General features: G+C 68.4%; 12 protein-coding genes. 2 read left to right on the forward strand and 10 right to left on the reverse strand.

Annotation, left to right across the window (positions count from 1 at the left end):
• Positions 1–346 precede the first annotated feature (346 nt).
• From treY to glgA, 8 genes are read right to left on the reverse strand one after another with little or no spacing between them, the layout of a single operon-like run.
• Positions 347–3001 carry a malto-oligosyltrehalose synthase gene (gene treY / locus AC27VE_RS22155; protein ID WP_488704970.1) on the reverse strand — a complete coding sequence of 885 codons (2655 nt, stop codon included), beginning with the start codon at positions 2999–3001 and terminating at the stop codon, positions 347–349.
• Entirely contained in the window at positions 2998–5160 is a 2163-nt protein-coding gene (gene malQ, locus AC27VE_RS22160; RefSeq protein WP_488704971.1) for a 4-alpha-glucanotransferase, read from the reverse strand. Before malQ ends, treY begins: the two co-directional genes overlap by 4 nt.
• Entirely contained in the window at positions 5157–6953 is a 1797-nt protein-coding gene (treZ, locus tag AC27VE_RS22165) for a malto-oligosyltrehalose trehalohydrolase (RefSeq protein ID WP_488704972.1), read from the reverse strand. Before treZ ends, malQ begins: the two co-directional genes overlap by 4 nt.
• Positions 6950–9061 carry a glycogen debranching protein GlgX gene (gene glgX / locus AC27VE_RS22170; protein ID WP_488704973.1) on the reverse strand — a complete coding sequence of 704 codons (2112 nt, stop codon included), beginning with the start codon at positions 9059–9061 and terminating at the stop codon, positions 6950–6952. Before glgX ends, treZ begins: the two co-directional genes overlap by 4 nt.
• Before the next feature lie 3 nt (positions 9062–9064).
• Positions 9065–11272 carry a 1,4-alpha-glucan branching protein GlgB gene (glgB, locus tag AC27VE_RS22175; protein WP_488704974.1) on the reverse strand — a complete coding sequence of 736 codons (2208 nt, stop codon included), beginning with the start codon at positions 11270–11272 and terminating at the stop codon, positions 9065–9067.
• Positions 11269–14625: a maltose alpha-D-glucosyltransferase gene (gene treS, locus AC27VE_RS22180; RefSeq protein WP_488704975.1), complete on the reverse strand. Its 3357-nt coding sequence runs from the start codon at positions 14623–14625 to the stop codon at positions 11269–11271. Before treS ends, glgB begins: the two co-directional genes overlap by 4 nt.
• A 20-nt stretch (positions 14626–14645) precedes the next feature.
• The gene (locus AC27VE_RS22185) at positions 14646–17864 is read right to left on the reverse strand and encodes an alpha-1,4-glucan--maltose-1-phosphate maltosyltransferase (RefSeq protein WP_488704976.1); all 3219 of its coding nucleotides are present in this window, start codon (positions 17862–17864) and stop codon (positions 14646–14648) included.
• Between the two features lie 11 nt (positions 17865–17875).
• A complete protein-coding gene (gene glgA / locus AC27VE_RS22190; protein ID WP_488704977.1) occupies positions 17876–19435 on the reverse strand; it encodes a glycogen synthase GlgA in 1560 nt (519 codons plus the stop codon).
• Between the two features lie 249 nt (positions 19436–19684).
• On the opposite strand from glgA, the gene AC27VE_RS22195 reads away from it, so the two are divergent.
• Positions 19685–21454, forward strand: coding sequence for a thiamine pyrophosphate-requiring protein (locus tag AC27VE_RS22195; protein WP_488704978.1), 1770 nt, complete (start codon positions 19685–19687; stop codon positions 21452–21454).
• 83 nt (positions 21455–21537) lie between these two features.
• Entirely contained in the window at positions 21538–21936 is a 399-nt protein-coding gene (locus AC27VE_RS22200) for a PRC-barrel domain-containing protein (protein ID WP_006225852.1), read from the forward strand.
• Between the two features lie 45 nt (positions 21937–21981).
• Here AC27VE_RS22200 and AC27VE_RS22205 read toward each other — a convergent pair whose 3' ends face one another.
• Positions 21982–22740 carry an alpha/beta hydrolase family protein gene (locus tag AC27VE_RS22205; protein WP_488704979.1) on the reverse strand — a complete coding sequence of 253 codons (759 nt, stop codon included), beginning with the start codon at positions 22738–22740 and terminating at the stop codon, positions 21982–21984.
• The gene (locus tag AC27VE_RS22210) at positions 22727–23860 is read right to left on the reverse strand and encodes a DUF3182 family protein (RefSeq protein ID WP_488704980.1); all 1134 of its coding nucleotides are present in this window, start codon (positions 23858–23860) and stop codon (positions 22727–22729) included. The genes AC27VE_RS22205 and AC27VE_RS22210 overlap by 14 nt, the downstream gene beginning before the upstream one ends.
• Between the last annotated feature and the right edge of the window lie 10 nt (positions 23861–23870).

Consider the following 23870-nt stretch of genomic DNA (forward strand, 5'->3'; position numbering starts at 1 on the left):
CGACCAATGGCGACGATGGCGCGCTAGTGCGTCGGCCAGGCCGGCTGGATCGCCCAGCAGCGCGGCCGCCTTGCGTCCGCCGACGGGCGGCGCGCCCAGCTGCACCGTTTCGGCGTAGGGCCGCCAGTCTTCACGGAAGAAGGGCTGCAGCAACGCGATCATGCGTGCGGTGCCGGCATGGGTGGGATCATGGCGTCTGGATGGGAATTCCGAATCGGGCCCGTGGATTGTGGCCCGCGAACGATCCGAGAGCGTAAAGAGAAAGCTGCGTCAGCGCAAATCCCGGGGACAAGCAGGCCGCCGGCGCGGGGGGCATTCCCGGCGCCGGCGGTCTACGCCATTGCTGTCAGCTCGCCACGCACAGCGCGACCGGGCAATCGCGCAGCAGATCACCCACGTCGATGTCGCCGGCCGTGTCCACGCCTGGCTGCCGGCCGGATAGCGTATCGACAAGACCCGCCGCGGGCACGTCGGACGGCAGCCGGATTCGGCTGCCGTCCCAGAACCGATGCGCCTGGGCGGCTTGGTCCTGCGCGTAAGGGGCCAACGCCCGCGCGCACAGCCGGGGCACGACAACGAGCAGGCATCGCGTTTCGTGCCGCCGCAAGTAGGCCAGCACATGGGCGGCCTGCGGGCCGTGCACGGCAAGCGGTTCGCAGCGCCCGTCGCTGAACAGTGCCGGGTCGCGGGCGCGCAGGGCCAGAGCCTGGCGGATCAACGCCTGTTTGATGGCGCCGCTGTGCCACGCCGCGGCGCTGGTGACGATAGGCTGGCCGGGATCGTCCAAGGCCAACAGGCCCGCCCGCGCGGGGTAGTCCACCGGGCGGCGGTTATCGGGGTCGACCAAGCTGAAATCCCACAGATCCGCGCCCTGATACAGGTCGGGCACGCCCGGTAAGGTGCAGCGCAGCAAGGTCTGCGCCAGGCCGTTCACCAGGCCGGCGGGTGCAAGGCGCAGCGTGTAGTCCGCGATTTCACGCAGCAGCAGTCGGCCGTCGTCCGTATGCTTGAGCGCGTCGAGGCAGCGCGCTGCCGACTGTTCATAGGCGGCGTCCGGGTCCGTCCAGCTGGTGCGCAACTTGGCCTCGCGCAACGCCTTTTCCTGCCATTGCGCGATGCGGGCCAGATAATCGGCCAACGCGTCGTCAGCAGGCTCGGGCGGCAGGGCCAGCGGCCACGCGCCAACCAGGCTTTGCAGCAGCAGATAAGCGTCGGCAGGCGCGATGGGACCGGGCCGGGCCAGCCGCGGCACCCACGCCTGGGCAAGGGCGATCCATTCTTCCGGCGCTTCGCTCAGCACCGCCAGGCGGGCCCGCGTGTCTTCGCCGCGCTTGTGGTCATGGGTGGCCGTGGCCAGCATGGCATGGGGATGGGTGGCAGCGCGCTCGGCGCTTAACGCGTGGAAGGCGTCAGGCGACAGGGAGAACCGTTCCGCGCTGGACCCCACTTCATTGCGCGACAGCAGCGGGCCGCGGCGGTAGAACAGGGTGTCTTCCAGCGCCTTGGCCGCCAGCGGCGGCGTCAATTGCTGAAAGCGTCGCAGGGCGTGCGCCAGGGCTTCGGCCAGCGCATGCGGCTCGGGGGTGCCGTCGCCGTGCGAGGCAAGGCTCTCATCAACGGGCCCGCCGCTGAGCCAATGGTCTATCTGGTCCAGCAGGCGGGCGTCTGCCGTGTCCGGCCCCAGCGCGGTGCGCGCGCGGTCAAGCGCGGTGTGGAACCAGTCGGTATCCGCCGGGCTGCGCCCGCCGTCTTCCGCATAGGTGCGATACACCGGAAATACGGCAAGCAGGGCGGTCAATACGCGGTCAATGGCGGTGGTGGTCCAGTCGCGGGTGCGCAGGTCCATGCGGGCGACGTGTGCCAGCGCCCTTGCAAGCGCCTGGCGTTCGGCCGGGAAATGGCGAGCCAGCATTCGTTGGCGGGCGTCCTGCAATTGGGCGGACGCACCGCGCGGGTCACCGGCAAGTCCGTTCCAATAGGCCTCCAACGGCGCTTGCGCGGCGGGCGCGTGCAACAGCGCGCCAACCTGGTCCATGAAGTCGTAGCCGGTCGTGCCGTCGGTCGGCCAGCGGAAATCCAGGGTTTCTCCGTCGGCCAGGATCTTTTCCACGACGAGATAAGCGCTTGCGCGTTCGCCCCGTGCCTGCGTCAGGCGCTGGCGCAGGCGTCGCAGATAGGCGCCCGGGCTGGCCAGGCCATCCACGTGGTCGATGCGCAAGCCGTCCAGCACGCCTTCCCGGTACAGGCGCAGCGCCATGCCGTGCACGGCGTCGAAGACGATGTCGTCTTCGACCCGCACGCCGACCAGTTCGCTGATCTCGAAGAAGCGCCGCCAGTTGATTTGTTCCGGCGCCGTCCGCCACCAGGCTAGGCGGTAGTGCTGGCGTTCCAGCAGGTCGTGCAGGCGGGCCCGCCCCTCGGCGGCCTGGGCGTTGTGTGCCTCGCAGGTCGCGTCGGGGCCGGCCGCGTCCGTGGCGAATCCCGGCGCCAGGGGCAGCCGCAGCTCACTGACCGACACGAAGAAAGCGTCCGCTTCGTGAATGATCTGGACGGCGCCCGAGGCCAGGCAGACCCCGTAGGGATCCGGCAGCACGGGCAGCAGCACCTTGCCGCGCAACGCCGGGTCAGGCGCATCCCAATCGATGTCGAACACGCGCGCGTGCGGGCTGCGCTGGCCCAGGCGCAGCACATCGGCCCACCACGCGTTGGACGGGTGGGCCGCCATGTGGTTGGGCACGATGTCCGCAATGAGTCCCAGGCCCAGGTCGCGGGCGGCCGTGGCCAGACGGCGCAGCGCGGCGTCTCCGCCCAGCGCCGCGCTGACGCGCTGGTGGTCGGTGACGTCGTAGCCGTGGGCCGATCCGTCGCGTGCCTGCGTGATGGGCGACAGATACAGATGGCTGACGCCCAGCGCCGCGTAGTAGGGAAGTTGCGCGCGGGCGTCTTCCAGCGTGAACCCGGCGTGCAGTTGCAGGCGGGCGGTGGCACGGGGGGCGTTCATGAGCGGCCTCGCAAGGCGCGTACCGGTTGCAGGCGCGCCAAACTGGCCGGCGCATTCAGGCAGTCGGCAACGGAGAGCGGCACGCGCTGGCGCCAGTTGGGGTGGTCGGCGATGGTGCCGGGCAGATTGGGTTGATCCAGCTGCCCGGTCAGGTCTTCCAGCGCCACCAGCATCAGCGGGCAAGGCGTGGACGCGACAAAGCCCAGCAGTTCGGCGCCGGGCGGTTCGCGCGGCGTCGATTGCCTGGCGGCGGTGGACGAGTAAGCCTGCACGGTCCGCCACAGCGCGGCGCGGTCTTCCAACCGCGCGGCGCGCATCGCGGACTCGTCCTGGTCCGGGCCCAGCAGCTGCAGCCGCGAACGCCACAGGATGTCTTGCGCGTGCCACCAGCCCTCCAGCGTGGGCAGGTCGTGCGTTGTCGTCATGGCTACGGCGTGCGCCGGCCAGTCGTTCGGGGCCAGGAAGGCAGCGGGCGTGGCGGGTTCCGGGAGGGCGTCTCCGGCCGAGTCCTGCGCTTGCGGCGGGGAATCGGCCGCGCGCATGAACCACAGCACATTCATGCCCAGCAGCCCGTGGTCTTCAAGCTGGGCGTCGAAGCCCTCCGGCACGGTGCCCAGGTTCTCGCCGATGACCAACGCGCCGTGCAGCCAGGCTTCCAGCGTCGTCAGCCGCAGCAACTGCGCCAGCGGGTAGTGCAGGTAGGCCCCGTCCTGTGGCCGGGCGCCATCGGGGATCAGCCACATCCGCGCCATGCCCAGGATATGGTCGATGCGCACGCCGCCCGCGTTGGCCAGGCTGGCGCGCAGCATGGCAAGAAACGCCGAGTAGCCGGACTCCCGCAAGGCAGCGGGCGATAGCGCGGTCAAGCCCCAGCCCTGGCCCAGTGGGTTGTGCAGGTCTGGCGGCGCGCCCACGCTGGTGCGCGACATCAGGTCGGCCTGTCGGCTCCAGGCGTGGCTGCCTGACGGGCTGCCGCCTACCGCCAGGTCCGCCAGCAGGCCGACGCGCATGCCGGCGTCCCGGGCGGCCTGCTGCGCCTGTGCCAGGCTGGCCGAGGCCAGCCATTGGCCGAACATGTGCGCGTCGATGTCTTCGGCGTGTCCATCGGCGTAGCGCTGCGCGTCCGGGGATCGCGGGTCGCGCAGGCCGGCGGGCCAGTCGGTCCAGGAAAGCGGCGCACCATGCGCCTGCGTCTGATCGGCATGCAGCGATTCGAATAGAGCATGGTCGTGCAGGTCGGGTCCAGCCGCGTCACGGTAGGCGTCATAGGCTTGCCGCTGCGCCGTCGTGGCGCCCGTCGGGAAACCGGCATGCAGGCGGCGCAGCAATTGGTGGCGCAAGGTGGCCGCGGCAGGCCAATCGATCAGCGGGCGCGCATCGAGCGCGCGCAATTGTGCCTGATCCATGCCCGCCAGCGCCGCGCGCACGGCGTCATTGCCCAGCACGCCGGCGGGGTCGGCATACAGGGTATTCAGGAAGAGGCGGCTGGACGGGGAGTACGGGCTGCATTGCGCGGGGTCCGCCGCGAACATGGCGTGAACCGGGCTCATGGCAAGCGCATCCGCGCCGGCCGACCCCGCGGCAATGGCCAGATCGCGCAGCGCGCCGAAGTCGCCGAAACCATGCGTGGCCTGCGTCAGGTCCGAGGAAGGGCGCCGCAGGCTGTAGAGCTGGACGGCCAAGCCCCAGGCGCGCGCATTTTTGACGCCGGACAGCTCGTCGATCGTGGGCGCGCTTCGGGGTGCAACGGCAAGCGTGGTATCGCCTCCGGGCGTGCTCAGTGTGTAGTAGCCGGGGACGGCGGGCGCGCGCAGGGTTGGCGCGCCATCGGGGCCGGCGGCGGTGCGGGCGGTGATGAGAGGTTGCGACGGAGCCTGCATCTGGCAGACCCCGGCGCAACCCATGGGCAGCGGTACCGCTTCGCCCGGTAGCGCGATCAGCAGCGCGGGCAGGTGGTTCTGCGCCGATGCCGCGGACAGGCGCTGCCGGCTGTCGCGGATGTCCGCCTCGGAACCGGCGGGCAAGTCCATCGCGTCAAGCAAGGCGCGCAGCGTATCGGGCGCGACGCGGCGCGGGCGGCGGTCGGCGCCGGTCCAGTCTTCGGCGATGCCGGCTTCGGCGGCCAGGGCGGACAACTCAGTTTGCGCGGCGGTGTTCATGCTGCATCCTCCAGCAACCAGACCGTGCTTTCCGAGCACATGCTGCCCAACGACAGCGCATCAAACGCGCCTGCGCGGGATTCGAACAGCAGCGACGAAAACAGGTGGCCAGCCGCTGAGAATTTGGGCGGCAACGCTTCTTGCACCGGTCCCAGGTTGGCGTACAGCGTCAGCCGGGCACCATCGCCCAGGCGCCATTGCGCATGGACGCCGTGTTTGCCCACGGCACGGCCAAATACGCTGCGCGCGCCGGGCAAGCGTGGCGCAATCACCTGTTGGCGCATATGCAGCAGCGCCTCATAAAGCGTGCGCCACCCTTGCGCGTCGTCGTTGCCTGGTTGCCAGGGATCGCTTTGGCTGAAGGTGGTCGGGGCGTTGGGGTCCGGCACCGCTTGGGCAGCGCCGTCGTCAAAGCCGGGAAAGGCCGAGAACTCGCGCTGGCGTCCTTCCCGAACTGCTTGAGCCAGGTCCGGATCCGTGTGGCTGGTGAAATAGAGGAAGGGCGCGCGGCTGCCGGATTCCTCGCCCATGAAGATCAGCGGAATCTGCGGCGCAAGCAGTTGCAGCGCGACGGCGGCGCGCAGGCGCTCCGTGTTTTCGGCCAACACCGTCAAGCGCTCGCCCGCGGCCCGGTTGCCAGTCTGGTCGTGGTTCTGCAGGAACAGGACGAACGCGGTCGGCGGCAAATGGCCGCTGGGTTCCCCGCGCGGCGCCCCTTGCCGGAAGGGCGAAGGCTGGCCCTGATACAGCCAGCCCTGCGCCAGGCACCGCGCCAGGGCCTCGGCCGGGCGGTCCGCGTAGTCCGAGTAATAGCCGTGCGATTCGCCGGTCAAGAGGTGGTGCAACACATGGTGCGCATCGTCGTTCCATTGGGCGTCGTACCCCTGGGCGAGCAGGCTGGCGCGGTTGTCGTCGTTTTCCAGCACCAGGTGGACGTGGCGCTGCGCGGGGATCTGTCCGCGGACGAATTGCGCCAGCTCCACCAGCCAATCCGGGTCGGATATCGCGTGTACCGCGTCCAGCCGCAGGCCGTCGAAACGGAATTCCGTCAGCCAGTACAGGGCGTTCTCTTCGAAATAGCGGCGCACCGCCGGCTGGCGGAAATCGATCGCGTTGCCCCAGGGCGTGGCTACGTCGTCGCGGAAGAAAGGCGCAGCGTACTGGGGCAAAAAATTGCCGTCCGGGCCGAAATGGTTGTAGACCACGTCCAGCATCATGCTCATCCCCAGGCCATGCGCCGTGTCGACCAGATGCTTGAGCGCGTCCGGCGTTCCATAGGCTGCGTCGGGCGCATAGGGCAGCACGCCGTCATAACCCCAGTTGCGCGGGCCGGGAAAGTCCGCGACGGGCATCAGTTCGACGACGGTGACGCCCAGCGCCACCAGGTCCGGCAGCCGTTCGGCCAGCCCCGTAAAGCCGCCCGCCAGGCCCGCGTGCGCTTCATAGATGACGGATTCCGCCCACGGCCGGCCATGCCAGGCGGGATGCTGCCAGGCATAGGTGTCAGGCCCCGCGACGATGCTGGCGCCGTGCACGTCGCCGTCTTGCTGGCGCGATGCCGGGTCCGGCACGGTCAAGCCGTCGCCGATGCGGTAGCGATAGCGGGTGCCCGGCGGGCAATCGACGTCGGTCTGCGCGTAACCGTCGGCGTCCGGCTGCAGGGGGATCGGGTCGCGCCCGTCGATCAGCAAAGCCAGTCCTGTGGCCGCCGTGGGTGCCCACAGGCGAAAGCGCGTGCGACCGTCGGGCAAAGGCAGCGCGCCATGGGTGTAGGGCTCGGGCCAGGCCGTCATGACGCTGCTCCGGGAATGCAGGTGGCCGACAGCAGCACCAGGCTGTGCGCCTGCACGGTGATGTCGGTTTCCGAGACCGGCGCTGCGGGGACCTGCGTGGCGGAATCCAGTTCGCGGATCCACGGTTGGGCGGGCGGGGGCAGCGTGAACGTGGCGGGCTCGGCGCCCGGATTCAGCAGCAGCAGCGTGATGTCCGCGCTGCCGTCTTCGCGCAGCGCGGCGCGGCGCAGCGCCATGGTGAGCGCTTGCGGGTCGTCCCAGGCCTCCTGGGCGATCGTGCCGCCGGCCGTGTCGAACCAGCCGATGGCCGCGACGCCGGGGCAGATCTCCTGGGCGGCGTCGCCAAAGCGTGCGGCACGCAAGCTGGGATGGTCGCGGCGCAGCGCCACGGCGCGCGCCACGAAATGTGTCAGCGCGCGGCCGGCATCGCTCTGGGCCAAGGTCCAATCCAGCCATGACAGGGGGTTGTCCTGGCAGTACGCATTGTTGTTGCCGTCCTGGCTGTTGCCGAACTCGTCGCCGGCCAGCAGCATCGGCGTGCCGTCGGACAGGAACAGCGTCGCCAGCAGCGCGCGCTGCACCTGACCACGCCGTTCCAGGATGGCTGCGTCCTGCGTCGGCCCTTCCTCGCCCCAGTTGTGGCTATAGTTCTCGCCGTGGCCGTCGTTGCCGCCTTCGCCATTGGCCTCGTTGTGGCTGCCGTCGTAGCTCACCAGGTCTTGCGTGGTGAAGCCGTCGTGGGATGCCACGAAATTGACGCCGGCCCACGGCCGGCGATGACGCCGGTCGAAGACGTCGCGCGAACCGCATAGCCTGGCCGCCATATCGCCGCGCATGCCTTCATCGCCGCGCCAATAGCGGCGCACCGTGTCGCGGTAGCGGTCGTTCCATTCCGCCACCCCCGGCGGATGGTTGCCCAGTTGATAGCCATCCGGCCCGATGTCCCAGGGTTCCGAGATCAGTTTCACGCCGGCCAGGACCGGGTCTTGCCGCAGGGCGTCGAAGAAGCCCGACCCCGGATCGAAGCCCGTGCCCTCGCGGCCGAGCGTCACGCCCAGGTCGAAGCGAAAGCCGTCCACGCCATACGAATCGGTCCAGTAGCGCAGGGAATCCATCACCATCTGCAGGACGCGCGGGTGCGACAGGTTTACCGTATTGCCGCAGCCGGTGTCGTTGATGTAGTAGCGCTCTTCGCCCGGCATCAGGCGGTAATAGCTGGCGTTGTCCAGCCCGCGCCATGACAGCGTGGGGCCCAGTTCGCTGCCTTCGCAGGTGTGGTTGTAGACCACGTCCAGGATCACTTCCAGGCCGGCGGCATGCAGGCGGCGGACCGCCTGGCGCAGGTCATTGGGGCCGCGCTGCAGATACGCGGGTTCGGGCGCGAAGAACGACAGCGTGTTGTAGCCCCAGTAATTGCGCAGGCCGCGTTCCAGCAGGAACCGGTCCTGCAGGAAGGCGTGCACCGGCAGCAGTTCGACGGCGGTGACGCCCAGGCGGTGCAGGTGTTCGATGAAACGCGGGTCGGCCAGCGCCGCGCACGTGCCGCGCAGCGGCTGGCGCAGGTCTTCGCGCTGCATCGACACGCCGCGCAGATGCACTTCGTAGATCGTCGTGTCCACCCATGGCGTGTGCGGCGCCTTGCTGTTGCCCCAGTTGAATGGGACGTCTTCCGTCACGATGGCCTTGGGCATGGCCGGCGCGCTGTCGCGGCGGTCCATCGACAGGTCGGCGCGCGCGTGGTTCAGCCGGTAGCCGAAGAGCGCGTCGCTCCAGCTCGCCGGGCCTGTCAGGTGGCGTGCGTAGGGGTCCAGCAGCAGCTTGTGCGGATTGAAACGGTGGCCGTTGCGGGGATCATAGGGGCCGTGCGCGCGGTAGCCATAGACGAGACCGGGCTGGGCATCCGGCAGATAGCCGTGCCAGACCTCGTCCGTGCATTCCGGCAGGTCGAAGCGCCGCAGTTCCTTACGGCCGCGCGCGTCGAACACGCACAGCTCGATGCGCGTGGCGTTGGCCGAGAAGACGGCGAAGTTCACGCCCAGGCCGTCGCTGACTGCGCCCAACGGGTACGGCTGGCCGGTGGTAAGGCGGGTCAATTGTGAGGGGTCCATGGATCAGCCTTGTAGCGTGAGGAAAAGGGTGGCAAGCGGCGGCAGCGTCAGGGGCAGCGATTGCGCGTGCCCGTGCGAGGGTTCCGCCTCGGTGAGCGCGGCGCCCTGGTTGCCCTGGCCCGAACCGCCGTAGCAGCCCGCGTCGGTATTCAATGTTTCGGTCCAGCGTCCCGCCATCGGCACGCCGACGCGGTAGCCATGGCGCGCCACGGGCGTGAAATTCGACACGGCCAGCACCAGCGATCCGCCGGCCTGGCGCAAGAACGCGGCCACGCTGTTGTCGGCGTCGTCCATGACCACCCAGGCGAATCCCGCCGGGTCCGTGTCCAGTTCGTGCAAGGCGGGGGTCTCCCGGTAAAGCCGGTTCAGGTCGGCAACCAGCCGCTGCACGCCCTTGTGGCCAGGGTCGTCCAGCAGGTTCCAATCCAGCGCGGCGTCGTGGTTCCATTCGGCCGGGCACGCCAGTTCGCCGCCCATGAACAGCAGCTTCTTGCCCGGATGCGCCCACATGAAGCCCAGATAGGCGCGCAGGTTCGCCAGCTTGGCCGCGCGGTCGCCGGGCATCTTGTTCAGCAGCGACCCCTTGCCGTGCACCACTTCGTCGTGCGAGAGGGGCAGGACGAAGCGCTCGGAGTAGGCGTAGGCCATGCCGAAGGTGATGTCGTGATGATGATGCTTGCGATGAACCGGGTCTTCATGCAGATAGCGCAGCGTGTCGTGCATCCAGCCCATGTTCCATTTGTAGTGAAAGCCCAGGCCGCCTTCAGGCACCGGGGCGGTGACGCCGGGCCAGGCGGTGGATTCCTCGGCCACGACGATGGTGTCCGGTTCCTCTTCGCGGATGGTGGCGTTCAACTCCTGCAGGAACTGGACGGCCTCCAGGTTCTCGCGTCCCCCATGGCGGTTCGGGATCCACTCGCCGGGCTGGCGGCTGTAGTCGCGATACAGCATGGACGCCACCGCATCCACGCGCAGGCCGTCGATATGGAAGCGCCGCAGCCAGTGCATGGCGCTGGCGATCATGAAGGCTTTGACTTCGGTGCGCCCCAGGTTGTAGACCAGCGTGTTCCAGTCGGGGTGATAGCCTTCGCGCGGGTCGGCGTATTCATATAGCGGCGAGCCGTCAAAGCGCGCCAAGCCGTGGGGGTCATCGGGAAAATGCGCGGGAACCCAATCCAGGATGACGCCGATGCCGGCGGCGTGGCAGCGATCGATGAAACGCGCGAAGGCGTCGGGCGGCCCAAAGCGCGCGGACGGCGCGAACAGGCCCAGCGGCTGGTAGCCCCAGGAACCGCCGAACGGATACTCCATGATTGGCATCAACTCGACATGCGAGAACCCCATGGCGTGCGCGTAGGCGGGCAGCTTGTCGGCCAGTTGGTCCCAGACGCAGGGCGCGCCATCGGGCGCGAGCCAGGAGCCGGCGTGTACTTCGTAGATGGAAATGGGGGCTTGGCGCGCTTGCCGCGCGGCGCGGGATCGCATCCATGCGTCGTCCGTCCAGGGGTAGGGTGAGGGGTCATCCACGACGGACGCCGTGGCCGGGGCGGCCTGGGCGCGGCGCGCCATGGGATCGGCCTTGAGCGCGATGGCGCCGTTGGCGTCGGTGATCGCGAATTTGTAGCGCTCGCCGGCCTGGATACCGGGGATGAACAGTTCCCAGACGCCGGCGGCATGGCGCAAGCGCATCGGATGGCGGCGGCCATCCCAGCTGTTGAAGTCGCCCACGACCGCCACGCGGCGCGCATTGGGCGCCCATACCGCGCAACGCAGGCCGGGAATGCCGTCGATGTCGGCAAGCCTGGCGCCCAGCAATTCCAGCGCGGCGCGCCAGTCTCCGCTGGCAAGCGCGTCCAGGTCCTGGGCCGTTAGCAAGGGGCCAAACGCGTAAGGGTCAGGCGTGACCTGTTCCGCATCCGGCCATACGATCGCCAATTGGTAGGAACCCGGTTGGCCGGGGCGGGCGCGGGGGGCCGTGCCGGTAAACAGCCCGTGCGCCTGCTCTTGCAGCGCAACGCGCTGGCCATCCTGCGCAACGACCCAGACGGCGGCCGCGCCGGGCGCTAGTGTCCGGACCACGCCCTCGTGGGGGCCGAGCACCGCGAACGGGTCGGCGTGCAGGCCGGAAGCCAGCGCGGCTAGGGTGGCCGGGTCGACCTGACCGGCCGGCTTGGCGCGGGGCGGCAACGTGGCGTTGGCGGTGCTGTTCATTGTGCTTGTTCCTCGCTGCTGATCGCGGCAGCCTGCAGCAGTTCGCGTGCAAGCCCGGTCAACGCGCATAGGGGGATGGAGATCCAGTCGGGACGGTGTGCGGCTTCGTAGCTGACTTCATAGGCGGCCTTTTCCAGCACCGCCAGTTTCAGCAGCGGATCCTCCTGCGCGCCGGGCAAGGCGATCGCGGTGCTGGCGGCCTCCTGGTAACCCTGCAGGAAGGCTTCCGCCGAGCGGGAGCCGAAGCGCGCAAGCAAGGTATCGCGCAGCTCGACAGGCGCGCCGGGTGCGGCGGCCGAATCGGCGGGCCCCGCGTTCGCGTCCGTGGGCGCACCGCCCAGCGGATCGCCCCGTGCGATGGAGGCCGCGGCATAGTCGAACGAGCGCAGCATGCCGGCAACGTCCTTATACGGGGTGTTGACCTGCCGACGCGCCTGCAGGCTTTGGATCGGTTCGCCCTCGAAATCGATCAGGTAGGCATCGGTCTGCGCCACCAGCACCTGGCCCAGATGGAAATCACCGTGTACGCGGATCATCGGGGCGCCGGTCAGCGCCTTTGCCATGGCCTCGACCTGCGTGACCAGGCGTGCGTGGTGTTCGAAGAACCACTGCGCGCAGGCGTGGGACGGCGCCTCCAGGGTGTCCAGCACCGCGCGCAGGTCTTGCTCCGCGCGGTTCAGCTGGGCAATGATCCGGGCGGCGTGCGCCGCTGTGTCTTCTTCCGTCGCCGTGCTCAGCGCGAAAGCGGGGTCGTCCGAGGGTTGCGCCAGGGCGTTGTGCAGCTCGGCCAGGCGACGGCCGATCGTGGCCGCCATGACGGTATATCCCTCCAGGGTGGCCTCGAATTCCTCCGGGCTGTCGCCGCCCAGCAGCGCGGCGCCCAAGGTGCGTTTCAGGAAGTCCAGCGTCCACGTCCAGGCGTCGCCTTCGTTGGTGACGAATGCGTGCAGCACCGCAAGCGTATGCGGCACGCCGTCGGCGTCCACCCGCAGCACCTCGCCCAGCAACGCGGGAATGTTCGCGTAGCCGGCGCGGGTCAGGTGGCGGGTCAGTTCGACTTCCGGCGAGACGCCGGGCTGCACGTTGCGGATCAGCTTCAGGATGGCCTGTCCGCCGATGATGACCGAGCTGTTGGATTGTTCGCCGCTGATCCACTGCAGTGCGGGTTCTTCGCCGAAATCCAGCGCCGCCAGGCCGGGTTCGGGCAGATAGCGGATGATGCCGGGTTTGTCGCCCGGCTTGCCGCCTTCGCGGCCGTCCAGTTCGCGGCTGGCGCGCAGGGCATCGACCACGCCCAGCACGAAGCCGGGCTGCAGGAAGGCATCGGCAAGCGTGCCGACCTCCGCGCCCCGGCGCACGCGCGCGATCGGATATTGCACTTGCGCGGTTTCGTCCCATACCAGGACGAAGGGCGCCTGGGCGCGCAAGCCTTCCACACCGTCTTCCGGCTCGACTTCGGCCCAGTAGTATTCGCCGCCCGCGGCGGTGAAGGGCGTTGCGTAGGCCAGGCGGGCGCGGGCCGGCGCATGCGAGCCGGGGAACCAGCGCTGGCGCGCCAGGTATTCGGGCAGCACCTCGTTTTCCAGCGTGGCGCGCGACGAATCGGTCAGCGCGGCGCCGCCGCGGGACTTCAACACCAGCGTCGTCAGTTCGGGCATCTGGGCGGGGCCGCTGGCATGCCAGCCGGGCGGCGCGGCGTCCGCGCTCAGGTCCATCCAGTAAAAGCCGTAGGGAGGCAGGGTCAGCAGATAAGGCAGTTCGCCGATGGCGGGGAACGGCGTGCCGCCCAGCATTTCGACGGGCACCCGGCCGTTGAAGGCCTGCAACTGCAGTTCGACCGGCTGCGCGGCATTGGACAGGTTCGCCACGCACAGGATGATGGTGTCGTTCCACTGGCGCAGGTAGGCGAGTATCTTGCGGTTGCCGGCCAGGATGAAGCGCAGCGTGCCGCGGCCGAACGCATGCGTCTGGCGGCGTTGCGCCAGCATGCGGCGCGTCCAGTTAAGCAGCGAATGCGGATCGCGCTGCTGGGCTTCGACGTTGACGGCTTCGTAGCCATAGAGCGGCCCCATCAGCACGGGCAAGGGCAGGCGCTCGGGATCGGCCCGCGAGAAGCCGCCGTTGCGGTCGGGCGACCATTGCATCGGCGTGCGCACGCCGTCGCGGTCGCCCAGGTGCACGTTGTCGCCCATGCCCAGCTCGTCGCCGTAATACAGCACCGGCGTGCCGGGCATCGACAGCAGCAGGCTGTTCATCAGTTCCACCCGGCGGCGGTCGCGTTCCAGCAAGGGGGCCAGGCGGCGGCGGATGCCCAGGTTGATGCGGGCACGCGGGTCGGCGGCGTACACGCTCCACAGATAGTCCCGTTCGCGGCTCGTCACCATTTCCAGCGTCAGCTCGTCGTGATTGCGCAGGAAGATGGCCCATTGGCAGGTGGCCGGAATGTCGGGCGTCTGGCGGATGATGTCGGTGATGGGAAAGCGGTCTTCCTGCGCAATCGCCATGTACATGCGCGGCATCAGCGGAAAATGGAACGACATGTGGCATTCGTCGCCGCTGCCGAAGTATTCCTGTGCATCTTCCGGCCATTGGTTCGCCTCGGCCAGGAGCAGGCGGCCCGGGTATTCGGCGTCGATCACCGCGCGTATCTGCTTGAGCACCTGGTGCGTTTCGGGCAGGTTCTCGTTGTTGGTGCCTTCGCGTTCAACCAGATAGGGCACGGCGTCCAGGCGTAGCCCGTCCACGCCCATGTCCAGCCAGTACCGCATGACCGACAGCACTTCTTTCAGGACCTGGGGATTGTCGTAGTTCAGGTCGGGCTGGTGGGAGTAGAAGCGGTGCCAGAAGTAGGCGTTGGCCTCGGGGTCCCACGTCCAGTTGGATTTCTCCGTATCGCAGAAGATGATGCGGGTGCCGGCGTAGGCTTTGTCGTTGTCCGACCATACGTAGAAATTGCGGGCTGCCGACCCCGGGCGCGACGTACGGGCGCGCTGGAACCACCGGTGCTGGTCAGACGTGTGGTTCACCACCAGCTCGGTGATCACGCGCAAGCCCCGCGTATGCGCCTCGCGGATGAGCTTGCGCACATCGGCCACGGTGCCGTAATCGGGGTGCACGCCGCGGTAATCCGCGATGTCGTAGCCGTCGTCGCGCCGGGGCGACGGATAGAAGGGCAAGAGCCAGATCGTGTTCACGCCCAGGCTGGCGATGTAGTCCAGCTTCATGATCAGGCCGGGCACGTCTCCCACCCCATCGTCATTGGAGTCGAAGAACGACTTCACATGCAGCTGGTAGATGACCGCGTCCTTGTACCAAAGGCCGTCGTCCTTGATGGGCTGGGTTTCACTGATCATTTGTTGGGCTCCGGGCGGCGTCAACCATTGAGGGACAGGCGCCAGATTCGATAGGGTTGATCGGGGGACAGCGTCACGGCGCGGATTGCGCCGCGCCAGGTGTCGCGGCTGTCCGTCAGCAGGTCTTCGGCCGCCAACTGCTGTGCGCCGGCGTCGGCGAATAGCCACAGCGGCGGGTCAAGATGCGCGGTCTGCGGGTGGAAAGGGTCCAGGCTGACCACCGTCAGCACCACGTTGCCCAGCCCCGGCGTCGCCTTCACGAAGGCCAGCACGCGGTCGTTGCCGCTGGGGATCGCCGTCAGTCCGCGATGCGTCTGCACGGCGGGATTGGCCCGCCGGATCTGGTTCAGGCGCGTGATCTCGGCGCGGATGTTGCCGGGCTGGTGCCAGTCGCGCGGACGCAGTTCGTACTTTTCGGAATCCAGGTATTCCTCTTTGCCGGGCACCGGCGCGGCTTCGCACAATTCGAATCCGCTATACATCCCCCACAGGCCGGACCCCATCGCGGCCAGCGCGGCGCGGATCAGGAAGCCTGCGCGGCCCGAGGTCTGCAGGAACAGGGGATTGATGTCCGGGGTGTTGACGAAGAAATGCGGGCGGAAGAAATCGGCTGGCGGCGGCCGCGAGATTTCTTCCAGGTAGGACTGCAGTTCGGCCCGGTCGTTACGCCACGTGAAGTAGGTGTAGGACTGCGTGAATCCCACCTTCGCCAGCCGGTACATCATCTTGGGGCGGGTGAACGCTTCGGACAGGAACAGCACATCGGGATGCTGCCCGTGCACCTCGGCGATCAGCCATTGCCAGAATGGCAGCGGCTTGGTGTGGGGGTTGTCTACCCGGAAAATGCGTACGCCGTGCTCGACCCAGAACAGCACCACATCGCGCAGCGCCCGCCACAGCGCAAGCTTGCGGGCCCGGCGCGGCGGCCCGCCGTAGAACGAAACATTCACGATGTCCTGGTATTTCTTCGGTGGGTTCTCGGCGTAGCGCAGCGACCCGTCGGGGCGCCACGAAAACCAGTCCGGATGCGCTTCTAGCCACGGGTGGTCGGGCGAGCACTGGATGGCGAAGTCCAGCGCCACCTCCATGCCGTGGCCTTGCGCCGCGCCCACCAGGCGCAGGAAGTCTTCAAGGGTGCCCAGCTTGGGCTCGATGGCGTCGTGCCCGCCATCGACCGAACCGATCGCGTAGGGGCTGCCGACATCGTCCGGGCCTGCGGTCAGGCTGTTGTTGGGGCCTTTGCGGTTGCGCAGTCCAATGGGGTGGATGGGCGGCAGGTACAGCACGTCGAACCCCATTTCGCGGATGTCGGGCAGCCGCTCGATGACGTCGTCGAAGGTGCCGTGACGGCCCGGCTCTTGGGCCTGCGAACGCGGGAACAGTTCGTACCATGCGCCGTGGGCCGCTTGCGGCCGGTCGACCCAGATGGGGTAGCGCACCGCGGTCACGGATTCAAAGGGATGCGCGTCCAGCTCGTGCATGGCGCGCGCCAGGTCGGCGCCAAGCAGCAGGGCGATCTGCTCGTCCGTCGGCGCGGCATCGGTCAAGGCGTCGGGCAATGCTTTCAGGACGCGTTTGATCGTGGCGACGCTGTCGCCCGCGGACGTTTGCCGGCCCGCCCGTTTGTCGGCTTCGCGCAGCAACTGCGCGCCCTCGGCGACTTCCAGCCGCACGTCGAGGCCTGCCCGGTGCTTGACGTCCAGATCATGGTGGTAGGTCTGCCAGACGTCGAACCATGCCGCCACCTGGAATTCGTGCGGCCCGATGCGGCGAGGCCGGAAGCTGGCTTGCCAGCGGTCGTTGGCCAGCAGACGCAACGGCGCCCGGCGCCATTCCGGTTCGTCGGCCGCGCGCCAGCGCAGTTCGGCGGCGAGGCGGTCGTGGCCGTCCATCAGCAGGTCGGCCTGCACGGTAATGCGTTCGTGCACGACGCATTTGACGGGGTGCGCGCCGTCGTCGACGGCGGGCGAGATGCTTTCGATGGCTATGCGCAGGCCGGCTCCGCCTTCGGTGCGCGGCCCGGGATGGCGGGACGATTCGCGCACGGGCGGCATGGGCGCTACCGACAGCACGGCGCAACCCGCAGCGGGCAGCGCGTCGGCGTCCAGCGCCACCGCGTCGCCTTCCCGATGCGGCAGGATGTCGCCGGGGGGCAAGCTGGACGCCACGGCATCCCAATCAAGCAGGGCGGGCGCGGCGTCGGCGGGGTTCAGGGCAAGGATGGCCGTGGCTTCGTCCGCAGCGGCGCGTAGCACCAGCGTCGCGCGGCCATCGCGGCCGGCCAGCACATGGGGCGGGCCGGTCGGCAGGGGTTGGGCGCCGAGCCATTGGTTGACATCCTCTGCGGTGCCGGGCGGGTCGATGTCGGTTTCGTCGGCCACCCAGCCGCGGGCCGTGAAGGCAGCGGTCCAGGCGCTGCGGTGGTCAGTACGCGGCCGGACCCCCGTCACGGCGTCCAGCGCAGACACGCTGGCCAGGATAGGGGCGACGCGCGCCAGTCGTGCGGCCTCTTCGGCCAGCCACGCGGATTTGTAGTCCCACCAGGGAAGGGACGAGAACACGCCGTCGAATCTCGCGTCGCGCAACGCCTCGAGTTGCTGCGGGTTCAGGCCGGGCGTCCAGGCCAGGCAGGCGGGCGGGACAGTGTGTTGCCGCAACGGGGCCAGCAGTTCCTGCCAACTGTGGGCCGGCAGGCACTGTGGCGCGTCGAAGAGGAAGCCGGACACGCCCGCGTCCGTCCAGCGCGACAGCCGTGCCGCCCAGGATGCCGCGAAGCCCGCCGGCGGATTGTCCTGCAGCGCCATGAGGCCCCAGTCGCTGACCGGCAGCCGGGGATCCCGAGCCGGATCTTCAGGGTGTGCGCGATACCAACCGGGCGGCGCGGTGCCGGCGCTGGCGTCCACCGACACCCGGTCGAACCGCACGCGGACCATCAGCTTCAGATCCTGGGCTGCCGCCGCTTCGGAAAGCCGTGATAGTCGCTGCGTGATGGGTTCCGTCCGGTTGCCGAGCGCACTCAGATCCGCGTCGACAGGCGCCAGGGAATGGGCGCCCGCCGGCAGCAGCCACGGGGCGGGGATCAGTACGGCATCAAATCCCGCTTGCTTGATGCGGGTGAGCCGGGATTCCAGCGCGTCCGCGCCTGCCGCCGCCGGCGCGACGTCCGGCAGCCCCTGTGGCGCATGGCAGATGCGCAACGGCGTGTGGGGGGCTGGGACGGGTCGGTGGGTAGCGGCCATGGGTGTCCGCCTTAAACCGGCATCGGCATTGTGCCGTGCGCCTGGCGTGTGCGACGGTGTGCTGCGGTGACCGGCGCGGGCGCTGCGGCGGTCTCTTCGAGGACGGGATGGCCCGCCAGCGAGTTGAGCAGTTCCTCGTAAGGGCCAACGGCGCGCTGCCAGCTGAAATCGCTGGTCATCGCATTGCGCTGCATGGCCCGCCACAAGGTCGGATGACGGCGCAGGTGCATCGCGCGCGACAGCGCGTCGGCCATGGCGTCGGGTGCGTCGCCGTCGAACAGCAGGCCGTTGGCGAACGCCATCGCGGTCAGCGGCGCATCGGCGCCCGGGTCGTTGATGGTGTCAGCCATGCCCCCCACACGGGATCCGATCGGGACGGTGCCGTAGCGCATGGCGTACAGCGGGGTCAAACCGAAGGGTTCGAAACGGCTGCCGTGCAGCAGGATGTCTCCGCCTGCATGCAGCCGGTGCGCGCCCGTCTCGTTGTAGCCGATGCGCGTCGCGCAGCGTTCCGGGAAGCGCGCGGCCAGAGAGGTCAACGCGCCTTCCAGCCGACGGTCGCCCTGGCCCAGAATGGCCACCTGCATTTCGGGGTGCGCGTCCAGCGCGCGGGGTAAGGCATCGGCGGCGACGTCCGCCATTTTCTGTTCGGTCAGGCGGCTACCCAGCACGACCAGCGTGGCCTGCGGATCCGGCTGCAGGCCGAATTCCCGCTGCAAGACCGTTTTGCACAGCCGCTTGTTGGCGAGGTCGCCCGCGTGATAGCGCAATTGCCCCAACTGCTGATCGCGCGACGGGTCCCACAGGGCGGTATCGATGCCGTTGGGGATCGCCATCAGGTCGGGGGCACGTTCACGCAGCAGCCCGTCCAGCCCGCAACCGAAGGCGGGGGTCAGGATTTCGCGGGCATACGTGCGGCTGACGGTCGTTACGCGGTCGGCATGGCGGATGCCGGCCTTCATGAAGTTGAGCTTGTCCCACGCCACCATGGCGTCTTCGCTGCGGCAGGCGGGCGGGATGCCCAGGGCAGCGGCATCTTCCAGGGGGAACTGCCCCTGGAACGCCAGGTTATGGATGGTAAGTACGCTTTTCACATCCGGGATGCCGGCTTCACGCAGCAGCATCGGCGTCAGGGCCGCATGCCAATCGTGCGCGTGCACCACCGTGGGGCGGGGCAGGCCCGGCAGCCCGCGCGCGATCCGCACCGCCGCGTGGCACAGGGCGGCGTAGCGCACGCCGTTGTCGGCGTGTTCGCGGCCCTCGTCATCCATATACAGACCGCTGCGGTTGTAGAGGGCGTCGTTCTCCAGCAGCAGGAAGGACAGCTCGGACACCGGACATACGCCTGCAATCAGACGCGCATCGCCGCCTGGCAGGTCTTCAAGCCTGGCCACTTCATGCGGTTCTTCCAGGCGGCTGGCTACGCCGCGGTAGGCGGGAAGCAGGACGGTGGTGGTCAGGCCGCGTTCGGTCAGTGCGCGTGCCATGCCGGTGATGGCGTCACCCAGCCCGCCCGTCTTGGCCAGGGGAAATGCTTCAGCAGCCACTATGAGTATCGTTGTCGTCGCCATGCTTAGTGCTCCGGGGAGAGTCGGAGGGCCACTGAAAAAGGGGGCCCGATTCCGTAAGGCCTTCAATGCGCAAGGCGCGTGCCCACGGCCCGGCAGTGACGCGGCGTTACGCGTTCGGAGCCTTCGGGTGTCGTTGTTGCTGACGTTTGTAAATCTGGGAGCGGCGCAGCATTTCGGGGACGAGGCCGGGCCGGGCATGGCGATTGCGGCGCGCTTCGCTTGCTGCAAACCATGCAAAGGAGCGTCAACTTGAAAACCGTTTCCGATTTTGTTCTGGCCCGGCTGGGCGAATGGGGGGTGCAACGCGTGTTCGGCTATCCCGGCGACGGGATCAACGGGCTGATCGGCGCGTTCGGAAGAAACGAAGAACTGGAGTTCGTCCAGGCGCGCCACGAAGAAGGCGCGGCGTTCATGGCTTGCGCTCATGCCAAGTTCACGGGCCAGGTCGGGGTGTGCCTGGCTACTTCTGGCCCCGGCGCCATCCATCTGCTTAACGGCCTGTACGACGCCAAGCTGGACCATCAGCCTGTGGTGGCGATCGTGGGGCAGCAGGCGCGCAGCGCCCTGGGCGGCGATTATCAGCAGGAGGTGGATCTGGTCAGCCTGTTCAAGGACGTGGCGCACGACTTCGTCCATATGGTGACGTCGCCCCTGCAGGCGCGCCATATGGTGGACCGCGCCATGCGCATCGCCATGGAGCGGCGCGGCGTGACGTGCCTGATCTTTCCCAACGACGTGCAGGACCTGGAGGCCGTCGAAGCACCGCCTCGCGAGCATGGCACGGTACACACCGGCATCGGCCTGACGTCGCACGCTGCCGTGCCCCCCGACGCGGCGCTGGATAACGCCGCCGCCATCCTGAACCGCGGTGAGCGCGTGGCGATGCTGGTAGGCGCGGGCGCGCTGGACGCCGGCGCAGAGGTACAGGCGGTGGCGCAGCGCCTGGGGGCCGGCGTGGCCAAAGCCTTGCTGGGCAAGGCGGTAGTGCCCGATGAATTGCCGTACGTCACCGGCGCCATCGGCCTGTTGGGCACGCAGCCCAGTTGGGAAATGATGAACGACTGCGACACCTTGCTGATGGTGGGCACCTCGTTTCCGTATGCCGAATTCCTGCCCAAGGAGGGGCAGGCCCGGGCGGTGCAGATCGACGTGGACGGCCGTAAGCTCAGCCTGCGCTATCCGGTCGAGGCCGGGTTGGTCGGCGATGCGCGCCTGACCTTGCAGGCCTTGCTGCCCCGGCTGGAGGAAAAAAAGTCCGACCGTTGGCGAAAAGGGATCGAAAAGCGCGTAGCGCGGTGGCGCGAGACGGTCGTGGACCGCGCGATGGTGAAAGCCAACGGGATCAATCCCCAACGGCCGTTCGTGGAACTGTCGCGCCGCTTGCCGCCGCAATGCATCGTCACCTGCGATTCGGGTTCGGCCGCCAACTGGTACGCGCGCGACGTGCAGCTGCGCGACGGCATGATGGGCTCGGTATCGGGCGGCCTGGCCAGCATGGGCTGCGGCGTGCCTTACGCGCTGGCGGCCAAGCTGGCGCATCCGGGCCGGCCGGTCGTGGCGCTGGTGGGCGATGGTGCCATGCAGATGCTGGGTATCAACGAACTGATCACGATCGCCCACCGCTGGAAGGACTGGGCCAACCCCACGCTGGTGGTGCTGGTGCTGAACAACGGCGATTTGAACCTGGTGACCTGGGAGCAACGCGTCATGGGCGGCGATCCGCGCTTTGGCGATTCCCAATGGCTGCCGCCGTTTTCGTATGCGGAATACGGCCGCATGCTGGGGCTGGAGGGGATACGCGTGACCGAACCGGATGACGTCGGACCCGCCTGGGATCGCGCGCTTTCCGCCGGGCGGCCGGTCGTGCTGGAAATGGTTACTGACCCGGAAGTGCCGCCGATGCCGCCGCATATCTCGATGAAGCAGTTCGGCGCCTACATGGCCGCGTTGCGTAAAGAGGACGCCGCCACCGGCGCCGCCGCGCTGCGCGCCACCATCAAGCAATGGTGGGCAAGCTAGGGCAAGCGCGGCACGGCGCTTGCGGAGGAACAGGTTCCTACCACCACAACGCGGGGCGCTTGCCCCGGCAAAGGAGATAGACCATGGAAACTCAGACCAACATCGTGGGCGGCCCCAAGAGCAACCCGACTGGCCCGGGCCCGCAGGTCATGGCGGCGGATACGCTGGAAGGCAATGACGTGTACAACTCGGCCGGCGAGGAATTGGGATCGATCAAGGACATCATGATCGACGTGCCCCGCGGCCGTGTGGCCTATGCGGTCCTGTCGCGCGGCGGCGTGCTGGGCATCGGCGACAAGCTGTTCGCGATCCCCTGGGGTGCGTTGACGCTGGACACCGACCGCAAGTGCTTCGTGCTGAACGTCGACAAGGAAACGCTGAAGAACGCGCCGGGCTTCGACAAGGACAATTGGCCCAGCATGGCGGACGAGACGTGGGCAAGAAGCCTGCACACCTATTACAAGCAAGACATCTATTGGTAGGCCATGACGGCAGGCCATGATGCCCGGGGCCGATAGGCCCCGGCTTCACGGTACCGGCCGCGGGTCCGCGACCCGCGCGCCGGTCACCATTTCCGTCACCCAGTTGACCAGGATCGAGGTATAGGCGCGCTGCGCCGTTTTTTCCGTCAGCGCGTGGTCCGCGCCGTCGATGATGCGGTGCGTCAGCGAGTGCGACCGGCGGAACGCAGAGCGGTAGCTCATGATGGTGGAGTGGGGAATGAACGTATCGTGTTCCGCTTCCACGATCAGCACGTCCCCCGCGAAGTCGGCGCAGGCCTTCAGGGCGCGATTCGATTCCGGCGGGACATAACTGTTGCGGTAGGCGCGCAGCGTCTCGCGGTTCAACTGGTTCTTGGGCAACAGCCATTCGTCATCCAGATACAGGGCCGGCACGTGCAAGGCCAGCCACCGCACGCGGCGCAGGCTGCTGAGCAGGGCGGCCAGATAGCCGCCATAGCTGCTGCCCACCACCACGACCGAACCCGAGTCCAGGGAGGGGTGCGCGGCCAGGCGGTCGTAAGCCGCCACCACGTCGCGCAGATTGTCTTCGCGGGTGACCTGCAACTGCTGCTCGCGGGTCGCCGCGTGGCCGCGCAGGTCGAAGGTCAGGCACACGCATCCCAGCGCGGCGATCCCCTTGGCGCGGTTCAGGTCAAAGGCCTGGCTGCCGCCCCATCCGTGAATGAAAAGCACGCCTGGTACCTTGTCTTCCGGCGTCAGGAACGTGCCGTCCAGGGTCTGGCCATCCACCGATAGGGCAATGGGATCGCTATGCGCCGCCATTGGCTTCCTCCAGGATGCCGCCAGACTTGCTGATGTGGCCGACGGCGGAATCCTCCCCGTGAAAGACCAGATGCTGCGGGATCGGTCGGGGCGCGTCCGGGCCGTAGCGCTCACGAGTGGCGGCGCGCACCGACGCCATGGACGGCGACAGCGCGAACGCCTGCATGGCGGCCAGTTCGGCCAGGCTGGCGCCGCCCGCGCGCCACGATTGCTCCAGGACGCCGCCCCGCGTTTCGCCAGCCGCGTTGCGGCCGAACGCCACGTCGTAGTTGCGGCGCGACGCGAACAGCTGGGGATACGCGGTCGATACCGCAGCGTCATAGCGGCAGGCCATGTCCACGGCCTGGCGTTCCCGGGGTTCCAGGTCCAATGCCCGCAAGGCGTCGAAGCCGCCCCGGGCCAGCCGCAGTTCCGAGCCCCCGTATACCGGCACGCCCGTATTGTCCGGCGTCAGCGACTGGGTGCCGACGTAGGAGATCTCCATCTTGCCCACGCGCGCCCAACCGACGCTGTAGGTGGTGACGTCTTCCAGGTCTTCCTCCAGTACCAGGCCGAGCCTGCGTATAGCCGTGGCGGATTGGCCGGCCAGCGCCGCATGCAATTCGGCGGCGTTGCGCACGACGACCTGTCCGCGTCCGGCGTTGGCGTCCGCGGGCTTGATGCGCAGCCGCCCGTGCTTGAGCAGCCGCAGGCCGGCGGCCTCGGCATCCGGCAGGGTGAAGGCGGTATATCCCGTCAGAACCACGTCCCGCAAGGTGTCGGCCAGGCTCGCCACCCAGGCTTTCGGGGCCTTGGCGTGGGGGCTGGCCAGCCCATGGGTAATGGACTTGCCCGCCACGAAGGAATGCGGGGCGACGCCCCCGTACAGGTCCGCCGCCCGGTTGATGCCCAGGCGCGCGGCGCGCACCACGCCGATCAGCGTGCGGTCGGGCACGTAATAGGGCGGGGGTTCGTCCCGATGGCGGCTGGGCCGGTAGTCCGGCTTGAAGCGGCGCCCCAGCAAGGCTGCCAATCTAGCCGCCATGGCTTCCTGGGACGCAATCTCGTGTTCAGACGCGTTGGCCCGGCGGGGATAGGCGACGACCAGGTCGGACTCTGGGGGTGACGGTATTTTTTTCATGTTGGCGATG

The organism is Achromobacter sp. 18P8.1.1 (assembly GCF_057799415.1).

Coding starts and splice junctions, on each gene's coding strand:
- AC27VE_RS22205 (WP_488704979.1), bottom strand. CDS start 22,740: ATGGCGGCGCATAGCGATCCCATTGCCCTATCGGTGGATGGCCAGACC.
- AC27VE_RS22200 (WP_006225852.1), top strand. CDS start 21,538: ATGGAAACTCAGACCAACATCGTGGGCGGCCCCAAGAGCAACCCGACT.
- treZ (WP_488704972.1), bottom strand. CDS start 6,953: ATGACGGCCTGGCCCGAGCCCTACACCCATGGCGCGCTGCCTTTGCCC.
- glgX (WP_488704973.1), bottom strand. CDS start 9,061: ATGGACCCCTCACAATTGACCCGCCTTACCACCGGCCAGCCGTACCCG.
- malQ (WP_488704971.1), bottom strand. CDS start 5,160: ATGAACACCGCCGCGCAAACTGAGTTGTCCGCCCTGGCCGCCGAAGCC.
- AC27VE_RS22185 (WP_488704976.1), bottom strand. CDS start 17,864: ATGGCCGCTACCCACCGACCCGTCCCAGCCCCCCACACGCCGTTGCGC.
- treS (WP_488704975.1), bottom strand. CDS start 14,625: ATGATCAGTGAAACCCAGCCCATCAAGGACGACGGCCTTTGGTACAAG.
- glgB (WP_488704974.1), bottom strand. CDS start 11,272: ATGAACAGCACCGCCAACGCCACGTTGCCGCCCCGCGCCAAGCCGGCC.
- treY (WP_488704970.1), bottom strand. CDS start 3,001: ATGAACGCCCCCCGTGCCACCGCCCGCCTGCAACTGCACGCCGGGTTC.
- AC27VE_RS22210 (WP_488704980.1), bottom strand. CDS start 23,860: ATGAAAAAAATACCGTCACCCCCAGAGTCCGACCTGGTCGTCGCCTAT.
- glgA (WP_488704977.1), bottom strand. CDS start 19,435: ATGGCGACGACAACGATACTCATAGTGGCTGCTGAAGCATTTCCCCTG.